The sequence below is a fragment of the Pseudomonas sp. JAI111 genome (genome assembly GCF_024809425.1).
Lineage (GTDB): Bacteria > Pseudomonadota > Gammaproteobacteria > Pseudomonadales > Pseudomonadaceae > Aquipseudomonas.
Genome location: NZ_JANUCB010000008.1, coordinates 198,571 through 214,438, shown reverse-complemented (window position 1 = coordinate 214,438; position 15,868 = coordinate 198,571). Strand labels below are relative to the sequence as shown.

Below are 15,868 nucleotides of genomic sequence, written 5' to 3'. Positions count from 1 at the left end.
TCAATGCAAGTAGTGCATGGCTGGGCGACTCGATACGCGCCGTGGGTCGGCCTGGTAAGCATCCTTGGCACAGCGCAGGACGCGCTGGCCGGCGATTACGAAGGCTCACCCCAGGTGGCCGAATTCGTCGGTGAAATGACCCGCGACTACGGTTTTGCCGGTGAACAGCTGATGGGCGTGTTCCGCGAAGCCGAGCGCAAGCAGTCGATTCTTGACGCGATCTCGAAACCCGCCGAACGCGTCAAGCAGTGGAACGAATACCGCCCGATGTTCATCACCGACGCGCGCATCGCCCGTGGCGTGGACTTCTGGCGCCAACACGAGGCCGTACTGGCGCGTGCCGAGAAGGAATACGGTGTGCCGGCCCAGGTCATCGTTTCGATTATCGGCGTTGAGACCTTTTTCGGTCGCAATACCGGAAATTTCCGGGTGATCGACGCCTTGTCGACCCTGGGTTTCGACTATCCTCCTCGTGCCGAATTCTTCCGCAAGGAATTGCGTGAGTTCCTGTTGCTGGCGCGGGAAGAACAGGTCGATCCGTTGACCCTCAAAGGCTCCTACGCCGGGGCAATGGGCTTGCCGCAGTTCATGCCGAGCAGCTTCCGCGCTTATGCAGTGGACTTCGACGGTGATGGGCACATTAATATCTGGACCAATCCGGACGATGCCATCGGCAGCGTCGCCAGTTACTTCAAGCTTCATGGCTGGGTCGCCGGCGAACCGGTGGTCAGTCGCGCCGATGTTCGTGGCGAGCAGGTCGACGAAGGTTTGACGACGGGCATCGAGCCGACTAAAACGGTCGGGGAGTTGCGAGCCTTGGGCTGGTCGAGTCATGATGCGCTGCGCGATGATATGCCGGTTACGGCTTTCCGCCTGGAAGGCGATAATGGCTCCGAATACTGGATGGGCCTGAAGAATTTTTACGCAATCACGCGTTATAACCGCAGCGTGATGTACGCCATGGCTGTACATCAACTGTCTGAACAGCTTGTCCAAGCACGGGGCGTCAAGTAATGCGGGCATTGCCTATGAATAAACCCCTGAAGCTGATGGCGTTCGCCGCATTGGCGGTGCTGCTCGCCAGTTGTTCGACCAGTCGCGCGCCGACGCAAAAGTCTTCGACCGCCATCCGCGCCATGCCAGGCCTGGACATCAACCGGGCTCACAAGGATGGCGCGCCGTGGTGGGACGTCGACGTGTCGCGCATCCCGGACGCCACACCGACCCTGCACTCCGGCCCTTACAAGGCCAACCCGTATACGGTACTGGGCAAGACCTACTTCCCGCTGCAAGACTCCAAGACCTATGTCGCCTCGGGCACGGCGTCGTGGTACGGCACCAAGTTTCACGGCCAGAACACCGCCAACGGCGAAGTGTATGACCTTTACGGCATGAGCGCCGCGCACAAGACTTTGCCACTGCCGAGTTACGTCCGGGTGACCAACCTGGACAACAACAAGAGCGTGATCCTGCGGGTCAATGACCGTGGGCCGTTCTACTCGGACCGGATCATCGACTTGTCCTACGCTGCCGCCAAGAAGCTTGGTTATGCCGAAATCGGTACGGCGCGGGTCAAGGTTGAAGGCATTGATCCGCAACAGTGGTGGGCACAGAAAGGCCGTCCGGCGCCTTTGATGCTCAACGAGCCGCAAGTAGCGCAAAATGCCGCGCCGACGATTACCGCATCGGCCGGCACCGTCGAGCAATGGACGCCACCGCCGCAGCAACACGCTGCAGCCGTTGTGCCCGTTCAGCTTGATGCAAAAAAAAACGCTTCTGTACCAGCCTCTGGCCAGTATCTGCAGGTGGGCGCGTTCGCCAACCCGGACGCTGCAGAGCTCCTGAGATCGAAGCTCAGCGGGATGGTGAGCGCTCCGGTGTTCATCAGTTCGATCGTGCGCAATCAACAGACGCTGCATCGGGTGCGTCTGGGGCCGATCGGTTCGCCGGGTGAAATCCAGCAGGTGCAGAACAGCGTGCGTCTGGCCAATCTCGGTTCGCCGAGCCTGGTCACCGCCGAGTAAGACGTAGTACTTGATTGATGGTTCGCTTGCGGTTTGGGGGGCGAACCGGGTTGTTGGCTCGTTGAAGAACAAAAGCCCGGCAAGGGTTACTGAGTTGAGCAACTGAACACGCGATGGCCCGTTAGAAGGTCATCTGATTAGTTTTGCCCTTGGGCAGTTTCCATTAGCGATTTCGAGAGACGGATGAACATCACCACCTTTGCCAAACGCCTGTTCCTGCTAGTCCCGCTACTCCTCTCGCCCGCGGCTTTCGCGGTCGAGATGATGCCATCGCCACCACAATTGGCCGCTAAAGCCTATGTGCTCATGGATGCCAGCAGCGGCAACGTGCTGGTCGAGAACAATGGTGATCAGCGTCTGCCTCCGGCCAGCCTGACCAAGCTGATGACCGCGTACATCGCGACGCTGGAAATCCGTCGTGGCCAGATCGGCGAAAACGATCCGGTGACTGTCAGCGAAAACGCCTGGCGTACCGGCGGTTCGCGGATGTTCATCAAGGTCGGCTCGCAGGTCACTGTCAGCGACCTGCTGCACGGCATCATCATTCAGTCGGGTAACGACGCCAGCGTTGCGCTCTCCGAGCACATCGCCGGCAGCGAAGATGCGTTCGCCGACCTGATGAACAAAACCGTCGCCGACCTGGGCATGACCAACACCCACTTCATGAACCCGACCGGTCTGCCGAACCCTGAGCACTACTCGTCGGCTCACGACATGGCTGTGCTGGCTCGCGCGATCATCCACGAAGACCCGGCTCACTATGCGATCTACTCGCAGAAAGAGTTCTTCTGGAACGGCATCAAGCAACCTAACCGCAACCTGCTGCTGTGGCGCGACAAGACTGTCGACGGTCTGAAGACCGGTCACACCGACGAAGCGGGCTATTGCATGGTGTCTTCGGCTGTACGTGATGGCATGCGCCTGATCGCCGTGGTGTTCGGCACCAACAGCGAAGTGGCTCGCGCCTCCGAGACCCAGAAGTTGCTGACCTACGGTTTCCGTTTCTTCGAAACCCAGACCTTCTATCAGAAAGGCGCCGAGCTGGCTCAGGCACCTGTCTGGAAGGGCAGCACCAATCAAGTCAAGGCCGGCCTGGCTGAAGACCTGACCATGACCCTGCCAAAAGGCCAGCTGAAAAAGCTCGCCGCCAGCATGACCATGAACCCGCAACTGGTTGCGCCAATCGCCAAGGGCGACGTGATCGGTAAAGTCGAAGTGAAACTGGACGACAAGGTGGTGCACAGCGCTGACCTGATCGCCCTGGACGCTGTCGAGGAGGGTGGTATCTTCCGCCGCATGTGGGATAGCATCCGTCTATTCTTCTACGGCTTGTTCAACTGATAGTGTGCACCTGCAAAGCCCCTCGCCGATCCGGCCAGGGGCTTTGCCCGTCGCCACGGCTTACGCTTACGAGGCCGTTACGCCATGACCGATACCGAAGTAAAGGCGCCTAAGATCGAATTCCCCAATGTTGATTACCCGGTTAAGGTGATCAGCGATACGGGTGTAGGCAACAAAGACAGGATCATCGAGATCGTCAAGAAACACGCGACGGTCAACGATGAGCGCGTTGATGAGCGTCAAAGCACCAACGGCAAGTACACCACGATTCAGTTGCACATCGTCGCCACCGATCAGGACCAGCTGTACAACATCAACAGCGAACTGCGGGCTACCGGCTTCGTGCACATGGTGTTGTGATGCCCGGCACGCTGGGCTTTCGCGAGCTGGGTCAGATGGCTTACGAGCCGGTCTGGCATGCCATGCAGCGCTTCACCAACGAACGCGGCAGCAATGCCGCGGACGAGATCTGGCTGGTTGAACACCCTCCGGTGTTCACCCAGGGCCAGGCCGGCAAGGCCGAGCACTTGTTGCTGCCAGGGGATATCCCGGTGGTACAGGTCGATCGCGGTGGTCAGGTGACTTATCACGGTCCCGGCCAGTTGGTGGCCTACCTGTTGCTCGACGTTCGCAAGCTGGGTTTCGGCGTGCGTGACCTGGTCACGCGCATGGAACACTGCCTGATCGAGTTGCTGGCCAGCTATGGCGTTGCCGCCAACGCCAAGCCAGACGCGCCAGGTGTCTACGTCGAGGGGGCGAAAATTGCCTCCCTGGGCCTGCGGATCCGCCACGGTTGTTCTTTTCATGGCCTGGCCCTGAACGTGGATATGGACCTGGAACCGTTTCGACGGATTAATCCCTGCGGTTACGCCGGGCTGGCAATGACCCAGCTAAGCGATCACGCAGGATCGATTGAATTTGCCGAGGTAAGTGCCCGGCTGCGCGCGCAGCTCGTCAAACACCTCGACTATGCTGAGCAGACGACCCTAACGGGCGGAATCGACTGATATGACTACTGATGCAGTGCAAACCATGATCCCGACGCTTGATGTCACCGAGCGTCCGGCCCCGCGTGCCAAGGTTGAAGCCGGCGTCAAGCTGCGCGGCGCCGAGAAGGTTGCACGTATCCCGGTGAAGATCATTCCGACCACCGAACTGCCGAAGAAACCTGACTGGATTCGCGTGCGCATCCCGGTTTCCCCGGAGGTCGACCGCATCAAGGCGCTGCTGCGCAAACACAAGCTGCACAGTGTGTGCGAAGAGGCGTCCTGCCCGAACCTGGGAGAGTGCTTCTCCGGTGGCACCGCAACCTTCATGATCATGGGCGATATCTGCACCCGTCGCTGCCCGTTCTGCGACGTTGGCCACGGTCGTCCGAAGCCACTGGATGTCAACGAGCCCGAAAGCCTGGCCATCGCCATCGCCGACCTCAAGCTCAAGTACGTGGTGATTACCTCGGTTGACCGCGACGACCTGCGCGACGGTGGTGCCCAGCACTTTGCCGACTGCATCCGCGAGATCCGCAAGCTGTCGCCGAATGTGCAGCTCGAAACCCTGGTCCCGGACTACCGTGGCCGTATGGACGTCGCGCTGGAAATCACCGCTGCCGAGCCGCCGGATGTGTTCAACCACAACCTGGAAACCGTGCCGCGCCTGTACAAGGCAGCGCGTCCGGGTTCGGACTACCAGTGGTCACTGACCCTGCTGCAACGCTTCAAGCAGATGATGCCGCACATTCCGACCAAATCCGGCCTGATGCTGGGCCTGGGCGAAACCGACGAAGAAGTCATCGAAGTCATGAAGCGTATGCGCGAGCACGACATCGACATGCTGACCCTGGGTCAGTACCTGCAACCGTCCCGCAGCCACTTGCCGGTTCAGCGTTTTGTGCACCCGGATACCTTCGCCTGGTTCGCCGAGGAAGGTTACAAGATGGGCTTCAAGAACGTCGCTTCCGGTCCGCTGGTACGTTCTTCGTACCACGCCGACGAACAGGCGAAGCTGGTCAAGGCCGAGCTGATGTCGTCCTGATCCACGGCGAGCAAGCAAAAGCGCCTGCGAGGTTTCTGACCTTGCGGGCGTTTTTTTGTCTTGTTCACGGCAACTTAACCTCTTCTGTTTGTCCCCGTTCCTGACTACTGTGTGCTGAAGCTTTTTGCGCAGGGAGATTCATGGATGACCGTTCGACCGACTCACACGCTTTATCCCCACAAACCCGTCCCTGCGTTGCCTTCCCAAGGCTTGATCGGTGTGATTGCGCCTGCGGGGCCCGCCGGGCTGGATACCGACAAGGCCGTTGCGTGGATGCGTGCCCGCGGATATGCGCTACGTGTGTTCCCCGGCGTATACGAGCAGGATGGCTACCTGGCCGGAAGCGACGATGTACGGCTCAATGACTTGCATGCGGCGTTCGCTGACACCGAGGTCGACGCCATCATTTGCCTGCGCGGTGGGTACGGTACGCCGCGTTTACTCGATCGTATCGATTTCGAATTGCTGCAAAACAACGCGAAACCATTCATCGGCTACAGCGACATCACCGCGCTGCACGTCGCGATCAGCCGTTACGCCGGTTTTGTGACCTTTCACGGGCCGCTGCTCAATGCCGATTTGTTGGGCGCAAAGCAAAAGCCGACCGAGTCTTCGTTTTTCAACATGCTCAGAGGGCAGGTGAAGGCCGGCAGTGTTCTGTCGCATCCGTCGGCCTACCCGCTGACCACAATCGAGCCGGGCATTGCTCACGGGCGTTTGCTCGGGGGCAATCTGTCGATGCTGGCCGCGACGATGGGCACGCCGTTCGAAATGGAGGCCGAGGGCGTCATCCTGTTCATTGAGGACGTCAACGAGCCGCTGTATCGGATTGACCGTCTGCTGACCCATCTGCGCCTGGCGGGCACCTTGGGCAAGTTGCGCGGCGTTCTGGTGGGGGATGTGGCCGGGGTTGATACGCTGGCGCTGGAGCGTTTGCTCAAGCAGACCTTCGAACCGTTGCGGATACCGGTGCTGTCCGGGTGGCGCAGCGGGCATTGCGATCCGAACCTGACATTGCCGATGGGGGCACTGGTTCGATTGGATGCGGGGAAGAAGGAATTGGTGCTGGAGCAGGATGTGGTGGTCAAGCTGTAGGCATTTGTCGCCTGACAGTCAGTCTTCGCGAGTAAGCCCGCTCCCACATTCGACCGCATTCCTATGGAAGGACTAGGTCAACTGTGGGAGCGGGCTTGCTCGCGAAGGCGGCATCAGCCATTCGGCCGACTATCGGTTACGCAGTCCTTCCAGCAACTTGTGCGTCGGATATCCATCCGCTGGCCAGCCAAACGACTGCTGTGCGCTGCGGATCGCTTTGCGGGTGTTGGCACCGATGATGCCATCCGGCGTGCCTGCGTCGTAGTTCTGCGCGCTCAACAAGCTTTGCAGTTCGATCCGTTCGGTACGGCTCAGCGGCAAATCATCTTTTGGCCAAGTGCCGCTGATCAAACCTCCACCCGTGAAGCGCTCGGATAACAGGCTCACGGCCAGCGCATAGGACGAGGAGTTGTTGTACTTGAGGATCGCGCGGAAGTTGTCGAGCACCAGGAACGCCGGGCCACGATAGCCGGCCGGCAGCAACAGGGCGGCCGACAGGTGTTCGGAGCCCGCCGGAACCTTGGCACCATTGGGCAGCGAGACGCCCAATTGCAACCATTCGGCAACGCTCTTGCGCAGAATGCCATCGGCCAGCACATAGTTGAAAGTGCCTGGCAGCTGCACTTCAAAACCCCACGGCTGGCCTTTCTGCCAGCCGGAGCTTTGCAGGTAATGTGCGGTCGAGGCCAACGCATCGGCGGGGCTGCCCCAGATGTCGCGGCGACCGTCGCCATCGAAATCCACGGCGTGGGTGTTGTAGGTGGTCGGGATGAACTGGGTCTGGCCCATGGCGCCGGCCCAGGAGCCGAGCATCTTCTCTGGCGTGATGTCGCCTTGTTGCAGGATCTGCAACGCGGCGATCAATTGCGCCTGAGCAAAGCCTGGGCGCCGGCCTTCATAAGCCAGGGTCGCCAGGGAATTGATCACCGACTTGGTGCCCTGGAACTGCCCGAAATTGCTCTCCATGCCCCACACCGACACCAGCGCCTGGCGGTCGACGCCGTAGCGCTGTTCGATGCTTTGCAGAATGTCGGCGTATTGGTTGACCAGCGTCTGGCCTTTGCGTACCCGAAGCGGCGAAAGGGCGCCATCAAGGTATTCCCACACAGGGCGCGCGAATTCCGGTTGGCTGCGGTCGGCGCGAATCACGCTCTCGTCGAAGCTGACATTGGCGAAAGCGCGGTCGAACACGTCGGCGCGAATCCCGGCGGCCAGCGCCTCTTTGCGAAAACCCGCCTGCCATTCAGCGAAGGTCTGGGTGGGCTGGATGTCGAGGTTTTCATCGGCCGGCACCACCGGCGGAATGACCGCAGGGGCTGTCGCGACGGGAAGGGTCTGAAGCGGTTGAGCGTCCGCGGCGGTCGGTTTTTCCGCGCAGGCGACAAGTAGAATGAGGCTGGAGGCAGCGATCAGTTGGCGTAGGGGCCAGCGACGGGAAAGACGAAGGGGCATGCACAGTTCCAGGGAATACGAATCAGGTGAAGACCTTACCATGTTGAGCGGTCGCTTGCCTTTCAGGCCGCCAGAAAGTAAGAAGCCTCCCAGCTATTAGACTGGAAGGCTTCGCGGCGGTAGCTGCCTTTGCCCTTGCCGGCTCGTTCCTGACGGCTGCGGAACAGTGGCTGGGCGATGATTGATTTGGCCTTGTTGGGGCCACTTTTAGATGGCTTTTTGCTCATGATGAGTACTCTCAGTCAGTGGGTTTTGCGGTGCAAATCATCTGCCGAAGTTGGGGGGCTGTCTAGAGGGGAAATACGGATTTGATTTGTAGGAAGCACGATCAAAAGATCGCAGCCTCGTTGCACTCGACAGCTCCTACATTGAAATGCGTTCTCTTGTAGGAGTTGTCGAGTGCAACGAGGCTACGATCTTTTGACCTTACTCAGCAGGCAAGGACAATCGTTGGCCCGCCATCAACAACGACAACCGACTCAGACTCATCCACGGTGATCCGGCAGCCTGGCCTTTGATCTGTGCATCGATGCGCTGCGCTTCCAGCAACAACTGCGCCCAGCGTGGCGCCGAGTAGCGTTGCAGGGCTTTGCTCATCAGTGGTTTGCGTTTGTCCCAGACCGGCGGTCGGGCCTGGCTGAAGGCCTTGTCCAGCGGCACACCCTGGCTGTATTGCAACGACAGGTTGGCCAGCAGGCGCAGTTCCCGGGCCAGCGCCCAGAGAATCACCGGCGGCTCGACGCCTTCACCACGCAACCCTTCGAGGATGCGCAGCGCATGGGCGGCTTCGCCATTGAGAATTGCATCGGTCAGGCCGAAGACATCGAAACGGGCACTGTCGGCCACCGCGGCTTGCACGGTTTCTACGGTGATCTGGCCACCTTCGGCCATCAGTTTGAGCTTTTCGATTTCCTGGGCGGCGGCCAGCAAGTTGCCTTCGACCCGCGCGGCGATCAGTTCGACCGCGTCCTGACTGGCCGAAAGACTGGCCTGGGACAGCCGTTGACGGATCCAGCTCGGTAACTGGTTGGCATCCACCGGCCAGATCTGCACGAACTGCGTCTGTTGACCTTCGACCAGTGCCTTGCCCCACTTGGTTTTCTGCGCGCTGCCATCCAGCTTGGGCAGACTGATCAGCAACACCGTGTCTTCGGCCGGGCGCGCGCAGTACTCGATAAACGCGGCGGCGCCTTTGTCACCGGGTTTGCCGGATGGCAAGCGCAGTTCCAATAGACGCTTTTCGGCAAACAACGACATGCTGGCACCGGCCTGCAGCAGTGTACCCCAGTCGAAACTGGCGTCGGCGGCGAAGACCTGGCGTTCATCGAAGCCTTGCTGGCGAGCGGCGGCGCGGATGGCGTCGGCGGCTTCCTGGCACAACAACGGGTCATCGCCGCTGATGATATAGATGGGTGCAAGGGGACCTTGCAGGTGTTTAGCGAGTTGGGCGGGGGCAAGTTTCATAAGAAAGGGCGAACGGGGCGCCTGAGCACCCCGTAAGTCTTATTGCTGCGGAATTTCGACGGGCGACTGACGCGGAGTTTCCGCTTCAGCCTTCTGTGCCGCTTCCAGTGCCTGAGCTTCGGCCTTGGCCTTGGCATCGGCAGTCTGTTGCATCTTCTCCAGTTGGGTTGGAGTCAGCTGTGCCAGACGCAGCATCATGCGCTGAATCAGTTCGCGCCGGGTTTCTAAGCGAGCAGTACTGGCTTCCTGATCGGAACCCATCAGGTTGTTGCCGTCGTGCATAAAGATTTTTTGCACTACAAGCTTGTCGCTCATCAATGGCAGGTCGTGTGCGCCACGGATGTCATAGTTCAGCACGGTATTCACCTGATACTCGCCAGTACCACCGGCACCGGCGTAGCTGAGGATGCGCTGGGTTTCCTGCTCATCGGTCAGCACCAGTTTGTACGGTGCACCGGAGTAGACCTTGACGCCGCTGCTTTGCAGGGCCTGACGCAGTTGCGTCACGGTTTCGCCGTAAGCGTTGCGTGCGCTCAGGTCGAGTTCCCTGATCGCCAGTTCGGTGGTGCCAGTGCCGCGCAGCTGGAAACCGCAGGCGCTCAACAGGACTGCGAGGCCCATCACCAGCAAATTGCGTTTGATCATCTTGTTGCTCCCCTTGAAACCAGGTGGGCCGACCGTGCGGCCCGAAAGGTTTTACGCGGCGCCAGGCTGACCTGGCGCCTGATCCAATTTAGCTGGCGACGATATTGACCAGTTTTCCGGGCACTACGATCACTTTACGAATAGTCAGGCCGTCGACGAAGCGCAACACGTTCTCGTTGACACGGGCTGCGGCTTCGACTTCTTCGCGCGACGCGGTGGCCGGCATTTCAATCTGGCCACGCAACTTGCCGTTGACCTGGATAACCAGCGTCAGGCTGTCCTGCACCAGCGCGCTCTCGTCCAGTACCGGCCAGCCCGCGTCAATCACCGGGTCTGCGTGGCCCAGTCGATGCCACAGTTCATGGCAGATGTGCGGGGTGATCGGAGCCAGCAGCAGGGTCACGGCTTCCAGGCCTTCATGAACCAGTGCGCGATCCTGTTCGGTGCCTTGCGCGGCTTTTTCCAGCACGTTCATCAACGTCATCACCTGGGCGATGGCGGTGTTGAATTTGTGGTTCTGGCCGACGTCGTGGCTGGCTTGCTTGATTGCCAGGTGGATCGAACGGCGAACGGCTTTCTGCTCGTCGTTCAGGCTGGCGATGTCCAGTTTGCCTGGCAGGCCTTGCGTAACGTGTGCTTGCGCCAGGCGCCAGACGCGCTTGAGGAAACGGTGCGAACCTTCTACGCCGGAATCGGACCATTCCGCACTCATGTCGGGCGGCGAGGCGAACATCATGAACAGGCGGCAGGTGTCTGCGCCGAACTGGTCAATCATCGACTGTGGATCGACGCCGTTGTTCTTCGACTTGGCCATCTTCTCGGTGCCGCCGATTTCCACCGGCAGGCCGTCTGCGATCAGTTTGGCGCTGATAACCTTGGCTTTGCTGTCGCGTTCGAGTTCGACATCTGCCGGGTTGAACCAGGTGTAGGCACCATTGGCTTCGCGACGATAGTAAGTCTCGGCGATCACCATGCCTTGGGTCAGCAGGTTCTTGAACGGCTCGTTGGAGCTCACCAGGCCTTCGTCACGCATCAGCTTGTGGAAGAAGCGCGCATACAGCAGGTGAAGAATGGCGTGTTCGATACCGCCGATGTATTGATCCACCGGCAACCAATGGTCGGCCGCCGATTTTTCCACCAGGCCGCCTTCATAGTGCGGCGAGGCGTAACGGGCGTAATACCACGAGGACTCGACGAAGGTGTCCATGGTGTCGGTTTCACGCTTGGCCGGTGCGCCGCATTTCGGGCAAGCGCACTCGTAGAACTCAGGCATGCGTGCCAGTGGCGAACCGGCACCATCCGGCACCACGTCTTCCGGCAGCACGACGGGCAGTTGATCTTCCGGGACCGGCACATCACCGCAGGTAGTGCAGTGGATGATCGGGATCGGGCAGCCCCAGTAGCGCTGACGGCTGATGCCCCAGTCGCGCAGGCGGAACTGGGTACGCGAGGCGCCGAGGTTTTTCTTGATCAGCGCCACTTCAATGGCGTCGAACGCACCAGCGAAATCGAGGCCGTCGAACTCGCCGGAGTTGATCAGCGTGCCGTGTTCGCCGTAGGCGTCCTGCCAAGGAGCCGGGTTGGTGTCACCTGCGCTGGTGCGCACCACGGACTTGATCGGCAGGTTGTACTTGTGGGCGAATTCAAAATCACGTTCGTCATGAGCCGGTACAGCCATGACCGCGCCGTCGCCGTAGTGCATCAGCACATAGTTGGCGACCCATACCGGGAGTTTCTCACCGGTCAGTGGGTGCTCGACGAACAGCGAGGTCGGCAGGCCTTTTTTCTCTTGAGTGGCGACGTCGGCTTCAGCGACGCTGCCGCCCTTGCATTCAGCGATGAACGCTTGCAGCTCAGGGTTGTTCTGCGCTGCCAGGGCGGCGAGGGGGTGCTCGGCGGCCACGGCAACGTAGGTCGCGCCCATCAGGGTGTCCGGACGGGTAGTGAAGACTTTCAGCGCACCGGTTTCGCCGATGGAATCGACGTCGTACGGGAACTGCACTTCCATGCCGCGGGATTTGCCGATCCAGTTGCGCTGCATGGTCTTGACCTGTTCAGGCCAGCCAGTCAGTTCGTCGAGGCTCTCCAGCAGCTCATCCGCGTAGGCGGTGATCTTGAAGTAGTACATCGGGATTTCGCGCTTTTCGATCAGCGCGCCGGAACGCCAGCCGCGACCGTCGATCACCTGTTCGTTGGCCAGGACGGTCTGGTCGACCGGGTCCCAGTTCACGGTGCCGCTTTTTTTGTAGATCACGCCTTTTTCGAACAGGCGAGTGAACAGCCATTGTTCCCAGCGGTAGTAATCAGGCTTGCAGGTGGTCACCTCGCGTGACCAGTCCACCGCCAGGCCCAGGCTGCGCAGCTGGGTTTTCATGTAGGCGATGTTTTCGTAGGTCCACTTGGCCGGCGCTACGTTGTTCTTCATTGCGGCGTTTTCCGCCGGCATGCCGAAGGCGTCCCAACCCATCGGTTGCAGAACGTTTTTGCCTTGCATGCGCTGGTAGCGGGAGATCACGTCGCCGATGGTGTAGTTGCGCACGTGCCCCATGTGTAGCTTGCCGCTGGGGTAAGGGAACATCGACAGGCAGTAGAAAGTCTCCTTGCCTGGCTGTTCACTGACTTCAAAGGACTTTTGCTCGTCCCAGAACGACTGGGCGGCGGCTTCGATTTCACGGGGCTGATATTGTTCGTGCATGGCTACTTTTGAACTGAATAGGGGTGGCCTAATCCTCTTCAATGCAACGCTGGACGGTGACGACGCCAAATCGGCGTTTCGGTGCCCAGGCGAGCTGGAAGTGGAGTTACAGGAAGCGCCGTAGCATACATGACCGCGCTCTACCGAGGGAAACCCTGATTGCACGCAGGCGTTGCCCGATTTGCCTGCGAGGGCCGTTGGTCGCGGCACTCAGCCGGTTTGTTCATGGAAGCTAAGCTCTAAATGGGGAGTGAGTCTTATCTTCAATGAGGTGAGGGATGGTTGAGTCACAGCAAAAAGTCACAAAGCCGGAGCTGTACGAAAGACTGATTGATCGTCTTGGGATGGCTCTGGAGGCTGCAAAAACCGCTGGTCGGCTACGCGATGAGCGTCCCCTTGAGCTGGAACTGCGTGGATTGAGTCCCGCAGAGTTTGCATTGGTCAAAGCCTATTTGGACCGCAGTGAACGTGAGACGCACGGATGCCTGTCAGCCGCAGTGAAGCAACTTGATGCACCGCGTTCGGCCAAGATCGTCTGGCTTAAGGACAAGGCAACTGGTAGTGGCGCGGAAAAGGTCCGGTCGCTGCAATTCAAATAACGGCTCCACGTCATTAAACACGGTTTGTTGAAGCATAATCCTTCCGCATTTGTTGTCGCTTTGCGTCAACCAACTTAGGCTTCGGGCATCTTATGGAGATGCTCGATGCCTTTTCGCTATTTCGTGAAACAACTTCTATTACCGCCCGGCATTCTGTTGCTGTTGCTGGTTCTTGCGTGGTGGTTGCGCCGCTCAAGGCCGCGCCTTGCGACGGTGTGTTTTGTCTTGGGGGCGGGCGGTTTCTGGCTGATGAGTCTGCCGGTGGTCGTGCAGTGGGGGGCGAAGGCCCTGGAGAGTCAGCCGCCGTTGGCGCGTGACGAATGGTCAACCCTGGGCCAGCGCGCTGATGCAATTGTGTTGCTGGGTTCCGGGCGTGAGCGCGGCGATATTGCCTGGGGCGCCGATCAGCCGACAGGGATCGGTCTGGAGCGTGAACGGTATGCCGCACGTTTGGCGAAGGCGTCCGGGTTGCCCATTCTCACCAGTGGCGGCCTGCATTACGGCACGCCGCCCACCGAAGCAAAACTGATGGCGGACTCGTTGCTCGATGATTTCGGCGTGACCGTGCGTTGGCAGGAGGGGCAAAGCCGCACGACGTGGGAGAACGCGCAGTTCAGCGCTCATGTGCTGTTGCCGGAGGGGATCAAGCGGGTGGTAGTGGTCACGCAGGCATGGCACATGCCGCGATCGGTCTGGAGTTTCCGGCAAGCCGGATTTGAAGTGGTGCCCGCGCCGGTGGGGTTTTTAGGCGAGGACAATGCCCGGCCGCTGGGCGGCTGGATGCCGGAATTCAAATCGATCTGGCAGAGCGGGCAGTTGTTGAATGAGGCCGTAGGACAGCTCGGGTATTGGCTTTTCTATCGCTGATCGTTCCCACGCTCCGCGTGGGAATGCCGCCATGGACGCTCTGCGTCCGCGTTTGATGCTGTGACGCAGAGCGTCACGGGATGCATTCCCACGCAGAGCGTGGGAACGATCAAGCTCAGCAGTTTCAGACAGTCTTGGCCATCCGGCTCGCCACCAGTGCCCAGCCAAACAACAGCACGCAAAGGATGATCAGCGGCCACGAACGCCATTGCAGGTAAGGCGTCAGGTTGTGCATCGGCACCACTTCGCCGTACAGGATGCCGCGTTCGAACTGCGGGATCCGGGCAGTGATCTGGCCGAACGGGTTGATCAGGCCGGTAACGCCGTTGTTGGTGGCGCGGATCATCCAGCGGCCCGCTTCCAGCGCGCGCATCTGCGCCATCTGCAAATGTTGCAGCGGACCGATGGAGGTGCCGAACCAGGTGTCGTTGCTGATGGTCAGCAGCAAGTCACTGCGAGCGGCAAGGCTTGCGGCGAACTCCGGGTAGACCACTTCGTAGCAGATGAACGGCGCAATCTGGTAACCCTTGGCTTGCAGCATCGGCTGGTCAGACGGACCACGGGCAAAATCGGACATTGGCAGGTCGAAGAAGGCGATCAGCCCGCGCAGCACGTCCTGCAACGGAACGTATTCGCCGAACGGCACCAGTTTCTGCTTGAGGTAAGTGCCATCGCCTTCGCCAACAACGGTGATGCCGTTGAAGAAGCGCTTCTCGTGACGCACTTCCTGGCGAATCGGTACACCGGTAATCAGCGCAGTTTTACGGTCCGCGGCAAAATTCCCCATCATGTTCAGGTAGCCCTCGGCGGACTCCTTGAGCACAGGAACAGCGGTTTCCGGCCAGATCAGCAGGTCGACCCGCTTGGAGCTGAAGCTCATGTCGCGGTACAGCGCCAGCTGCGCGTTGAGCTGTGCCGGGTCCCACTTCATGCTCTGTTCGATATTGCCCTGAATCGCGGCGACGCTCAGCGCCGGCCCCGCCGGGCTGGTCCAGGCGTGTTCTTTCAATGCCATGCCGGCGACCCAGGGGCCAAGCAGCAACAACATGCCCGCGGCGATGAAACCTTTACGCCCCGCACGAACCAGGCGCATGGCGTTGCAGATCAGCGCGGCTGTCAGGGCCAGGGTGAAGGAAATCAGCCACATTCCGCCGATTGGCGCGAGCCCGGCCAGCGGGCCGTCGAGCTGGCTGTAACCGGAGTAGAGCCACGGAAAACCGGTGAGGAACCAGCCACGAAAGGCTTCCTGGGCGACCCACAGCGCGGCAAATGCCAAGGCATCGGCCAGTGGCGCTTCGTTGCGGCGCAGCCAGCGCGCCCAGATCCAGGCGGGCAGGGCGAAGAACCAGGCAATCGCTGCGGTGAAGGCGAGCATCAGCATTCCGGCCAGCAGCATCGAGGCGCCACCGAAGTTGTGAATGCTGTAGTAGATCCAGCTGGTGCCGGCGCCAAACAGGCCGAAACCGAAACACCAGCCACGACCCAGGGCCTGACGGGGGCTCAGTTCTCGCAAGCCGGCATAGAAGAAACCGACCGCCAGCAAAGCCAGCGGCCAGATATCGTACGGCGCCAACGCCAGGGTAGTGAGTGCACCGGCCACCACGGCCAGCAGATTACCGGGCCAGCCGGGGCGGGTTACGCGGAGCATGTCAGTC

15 protein-coding genes are annotated in these 15,868 nt (G+C 60.2%); 9 read left to right on the top strand and 6 right to left on the bottom strand.

The window, feature by feature from the left end; genetic code table 11:
• Positions 1 to 3 precede the first annotated feature (3 nt).
• The 7 genes from mltB (at position 4) to HNR03_RS23250 (ending at position 6,491) form a co-directional block, all read left to right on the top strand.
• The gene (gene mltB / locus HNR03_RS23280; RefSeq protein ID WP_090179465.1) at positions 4 to 1,014 is read left to right on the top strand and encodes a lytic murein transglycosylase B; all 1,011 of its coding nucleotides are present in this window, start codon (positions 4 to 6) and stop codon (positions 1,012 to 1,014) included.
• A complete protein-coding gene (locus HNR03_RS23275; protein WP_259156126.1) occupies positions 1,014 to 2,024 on the top strand; it encodes a septal ring lytic transglycosylase RlpA family protein in 1,011 nt (336 codons plus the stop codon). Before mltB ends, HNR03_RS23275 begins: the two co-directional genes overlap by 1 nt.
• 183 nt (positions 2,025 to 2,207) lie before the next feature.
• On the top strand, positions 2,208 to 3,365 hold the full coding sequence (locus HNR03_RS23270; protein WP_090179469.1) for a D-alanyl-D-alanine carboxypeptidase family protein: 1,158 nt from the start codon (positions 2,208 to 2,210) through the stop codon (positions 3,363 to 3,365).
• An 84-nt stretch (positions 3,366 to 3,449) separates the two neighbouring features.
• On the top strand, positions 3,450 to 3,725 hold the full coding sequence (locus tag HNR03_RS23265; protein ID WP_222588604.1) for a DUF493 domain-containing protein: 276 nt from the start codon (positions 3,450 to 3,452) through the stop codon (positions 3,723 to 3,725).
• On the top strand, positions 3,725 to 4,372 hold the full coding sequence (gene lipB, locus HNR03_RS23260) for a lipoyl(octanoyl) transferase LipB (RefSeq protein WP_222588603.1): 648 nt from the start codon (positions 3,725 to 3,727) through the stop codon (positions 4,370 to 4,372). Before HNR03_RS23265 ends, lipB begins: the two co-directional genes overlap by 1 nt.
• Before the next feature lies 1 nt (position 4,373).
• Positions 4,374 to 5,396, top strand: a complete 1,023-nt coding sequence (gene lipA, locus HNR03_RS23255) for a lipoyl synthase (protein WP_007946663.1) — start codon at positions 4,374 to 4,376, stop codon at positions 5,394 to 5,396.
• 144 nt (positions 5,397 to 5,540) lie between these two features.
• Positions 5,541 to 6,491: an LD-carboxypeptidase gene (locus HNR03_RS23250; protein WP_259156125.1), complete on the top strand. Its 951-nt coding sequence runs from the start codon at positions 5,541 to 5,543 to the stop codon at positions 6,489 to 6,491.
• A 129-nt stretch (positions 6,492 to 6,620) separates the two neighbouring features.
• Here the strand turns inward: HNR03_RS23250 and HNR03_RS23245 are convergent, their stop codons facing one another.
• The 5 genes from HNR03_RS23245 to leuS all read right to left on the bottom strand — a co-directional run bounded on the left by HNR03_RS23245 (position 6,621) and on the right by leuS (position 12,747).
• Complete coding sequence (locus tag HNR03_RS23245) at positions 6,621 to 7,943, bottom strand: lytic murein transglycosylase (RefSeq protein ID WP_259156124.1); 1,323 nt, start codon at positions 7,941 to 7,943, stop codon at positions 6,621 to 6,623.
• 62 nt (positions 7,944 to 8,005) lie between these two features.
• Positions 8,006 to 8,170 carry an alternative ribosome rescue factor ArfA gene (gene arfA, locus HNR03_RS23240; RefSeq protein ID WP_090179482.1) on the bottom strand — a complete coding sequence of 55 codons (165 nt, stop codon included), beginning with the start codon at positions 8,168 to 8,170 and terminating at the stop codon, positions 8,006 to 8,008.
• A gap of 199 nt (positions 8,171 to 8,369) precedes the next feature.
• Positions 8,370 to 9,407 (bottom strand): DNA polymerase III subunit delta, encoded by a 1,038-nt coding sequence (gene holA, locus HNR03_RS23235; RefSeq protein WP_259156122.1) that lies wholly within the window; start codon positions 9,405 to 9,407, stop codon positions 8,370 to 8,372.
• A 39-nt stretch (positions 9,408 to 9,446) separates the two neighbouring features.
• Entirely contained in the window at positions 9,447 to 10,052 is a 606-nt protein-coding gene (lptE, locus tag HNR03_RS23230) for an LPS assembly lipoprotein LptE (protein WP_259156121.1), read from the bottom strand.
• Positions 10,053 to 10,140: 88 nt separating this feature from the next.
• Positions 10,141 to 12,747 (bottom strand): leucine--tRNA ligase, encoded by a 2,607-nt coding sequence (leuS, locus tag HNR03_RS23225; protein WP_259156120.1) that lies wholly within the window; start codon positions 12,745 to 12,747, stop codon positions 10,141 to 10,143.
• 278 nt (positions 12,748 to 13,025) lie between these two features.
• Here leuS and HNR03_RS23220 point away from each other — a divergent pair, with 278 nt between their 5' ends.
• Together HNR03_RS23220 and HNR03_RS23215 are read left to right on the top strand one after the other, a co-directional pair.
• The gene (locus tag HNR03_RS23220; RefSeq protein WP_259156119.1) at positions 13,026 to 13,346 is read left to right on the top strand and encodes a hypothetical protein; all 321 of its coding nucleotides are present in this window, start codon (positions 13,026 to 13,028) and stop codon (positions 13,344 to 13,346) included.
• A 105-nt stretch (positions 13,347 to 13,451) separates the two neighbouring features.
• A complete protein-coding gene (locus tag HNR03_RS23215; protein ID WP_259156118.1) occupies positions 13,452 to 14,213 on the top strand; it encodes a YdcF family protein in 762 nt (253 codons plus the stop codon).
• Between the two features lie 124 nt (positions 14,214 to 14,337).
• Here HNR03_RS23215 and lnt read toward each other — a convergent pair whose 3' ends face one another.
• Positions 14,338 to 15,861 carry an apolipoprotein N-acyltransferase gene (gene lnt, locus HNR03_RS23210; RefSeq protein WP_259156115.1) on the bottom strand — a complete coding sequence of 508 codons (1,524 nt, stop codon included), beginning with the start codon at positions 15,859 to 15,861 and terminating at the stop codon, positions 14,338 to 14,340.
• Positions 15,862 to 15,868: the final 7 nt, after the last annotated feature.

What these genes read in the sequence shown, in the direction of transcription:
- mltB (WP_090179465.1), top strand. Translation starts at nt 4, where the DNA reads ATGCAAGTAGTGCATGGCTGGGCGACTCGATACGCGCCGTGGGTCGGC.
- HNR03_RS23275 (WP_259156126.1), top strand. Translation starts at nt 1,014, where the DNA reads ATGCGGGCATTGCCTATGAATAAACCCCTGAAGCTGATGGCGTTCGCC.
- HNR03_RS23270 (WP_090179469.1), top strand. Translation starts at nt 2,208, where the DNA reads ATGAACATCACCACCTTTGCCAAACGCCTGTTCCTGCTAGTCCCGCTA.
- HNR03_RS23265 (WP_222588604.1), top strand. Translation starts at nt 3,450, where the DNA reads ATGACCGATACCGAAGTAAAGGCGCCTAAGATCGAATTCCCCAATGTT.
- lipB (WP_222588603.1), top strand. Translation starts at nt 3,725, where the DNA reads ATGCCCGGCACGCTGGGCTTTCGCGAGCTGGGTCAGATGGCTTACGAG.
- lipA (WP_007946663.1), top strand. Translation starts at nt 4,374, where the DNA reads ATGACTACTGATGCAGTGCAAACCATGATCCCGACGCTTGATGTCACC.
- HNR03_RS23250 (WP_259156125.1), top strand. Translation starts at nt 5,541, where the DNA reads ATGACCGTTCGACCGACTCACACGCTTTATCCCCACAAACCCGTCCCT.
- HNR03_RS23245 (WP_259156124.1), bottom strand. Translation starts at nt 7,943, where the DNA reads ATGCCCCTTCGTCTTTCCCGTCGCTGGCCCCTACGCCAACTGATCGCT.
- arfA (WP_090179482.1), bottom strand. Translation starts at nt 8,170, where the DNA reads ATGAGCAAAAAGCCATCTAAAAGTGGCCCCAACAAGGCCAAATCAATC.
- holA (WP_259156122.1), bottom strand. Translation starts at nt 9,407, where the DNA reads ATGAAACTTGCCCCCGCCCAACTCGCTAAACACCTGCAAGGTCCCCTT.
- lptE (WP_259156121.1), bottom strand. Translation starts at nt 10,052, where the DNA reads ATGATCAAACGCAATTTGCTGGTGATGGGCCTCGCAGTCCTGTTGAGC.
- leuS (WP_259156120.1), bottom strand. Translation starts at nt 12,747, where the DNA reads ATGCACGAACAATATCAGCCCCGTGAAATCGAAGCCGCCGCCCAGTCG.
- HNR03_RS23220 (WP_259156119.1), top strand. Translation starts at nt 13,026, where the DNA reads ATGGTTGAGTCACAGCAAAAAGTCACAAAGCCGGAGCTGTACGAAAGA.
- HNR03_RS23215 (WP_259156118.1), top strand. Translation starts at nt 13,452, where the DNA reads ATGCCTTTTCGCTATTTCGTGAAACAACTTCTATTACCGCCCGGCATT.
- lnt (WP_259156115.1), bottom strand. Translation starts at nt 15,861, where the DNA reads ATGCTCCGCGTAACCCGCCCCGGCTGGCCCGGTAATCTGCTGGCCGTG.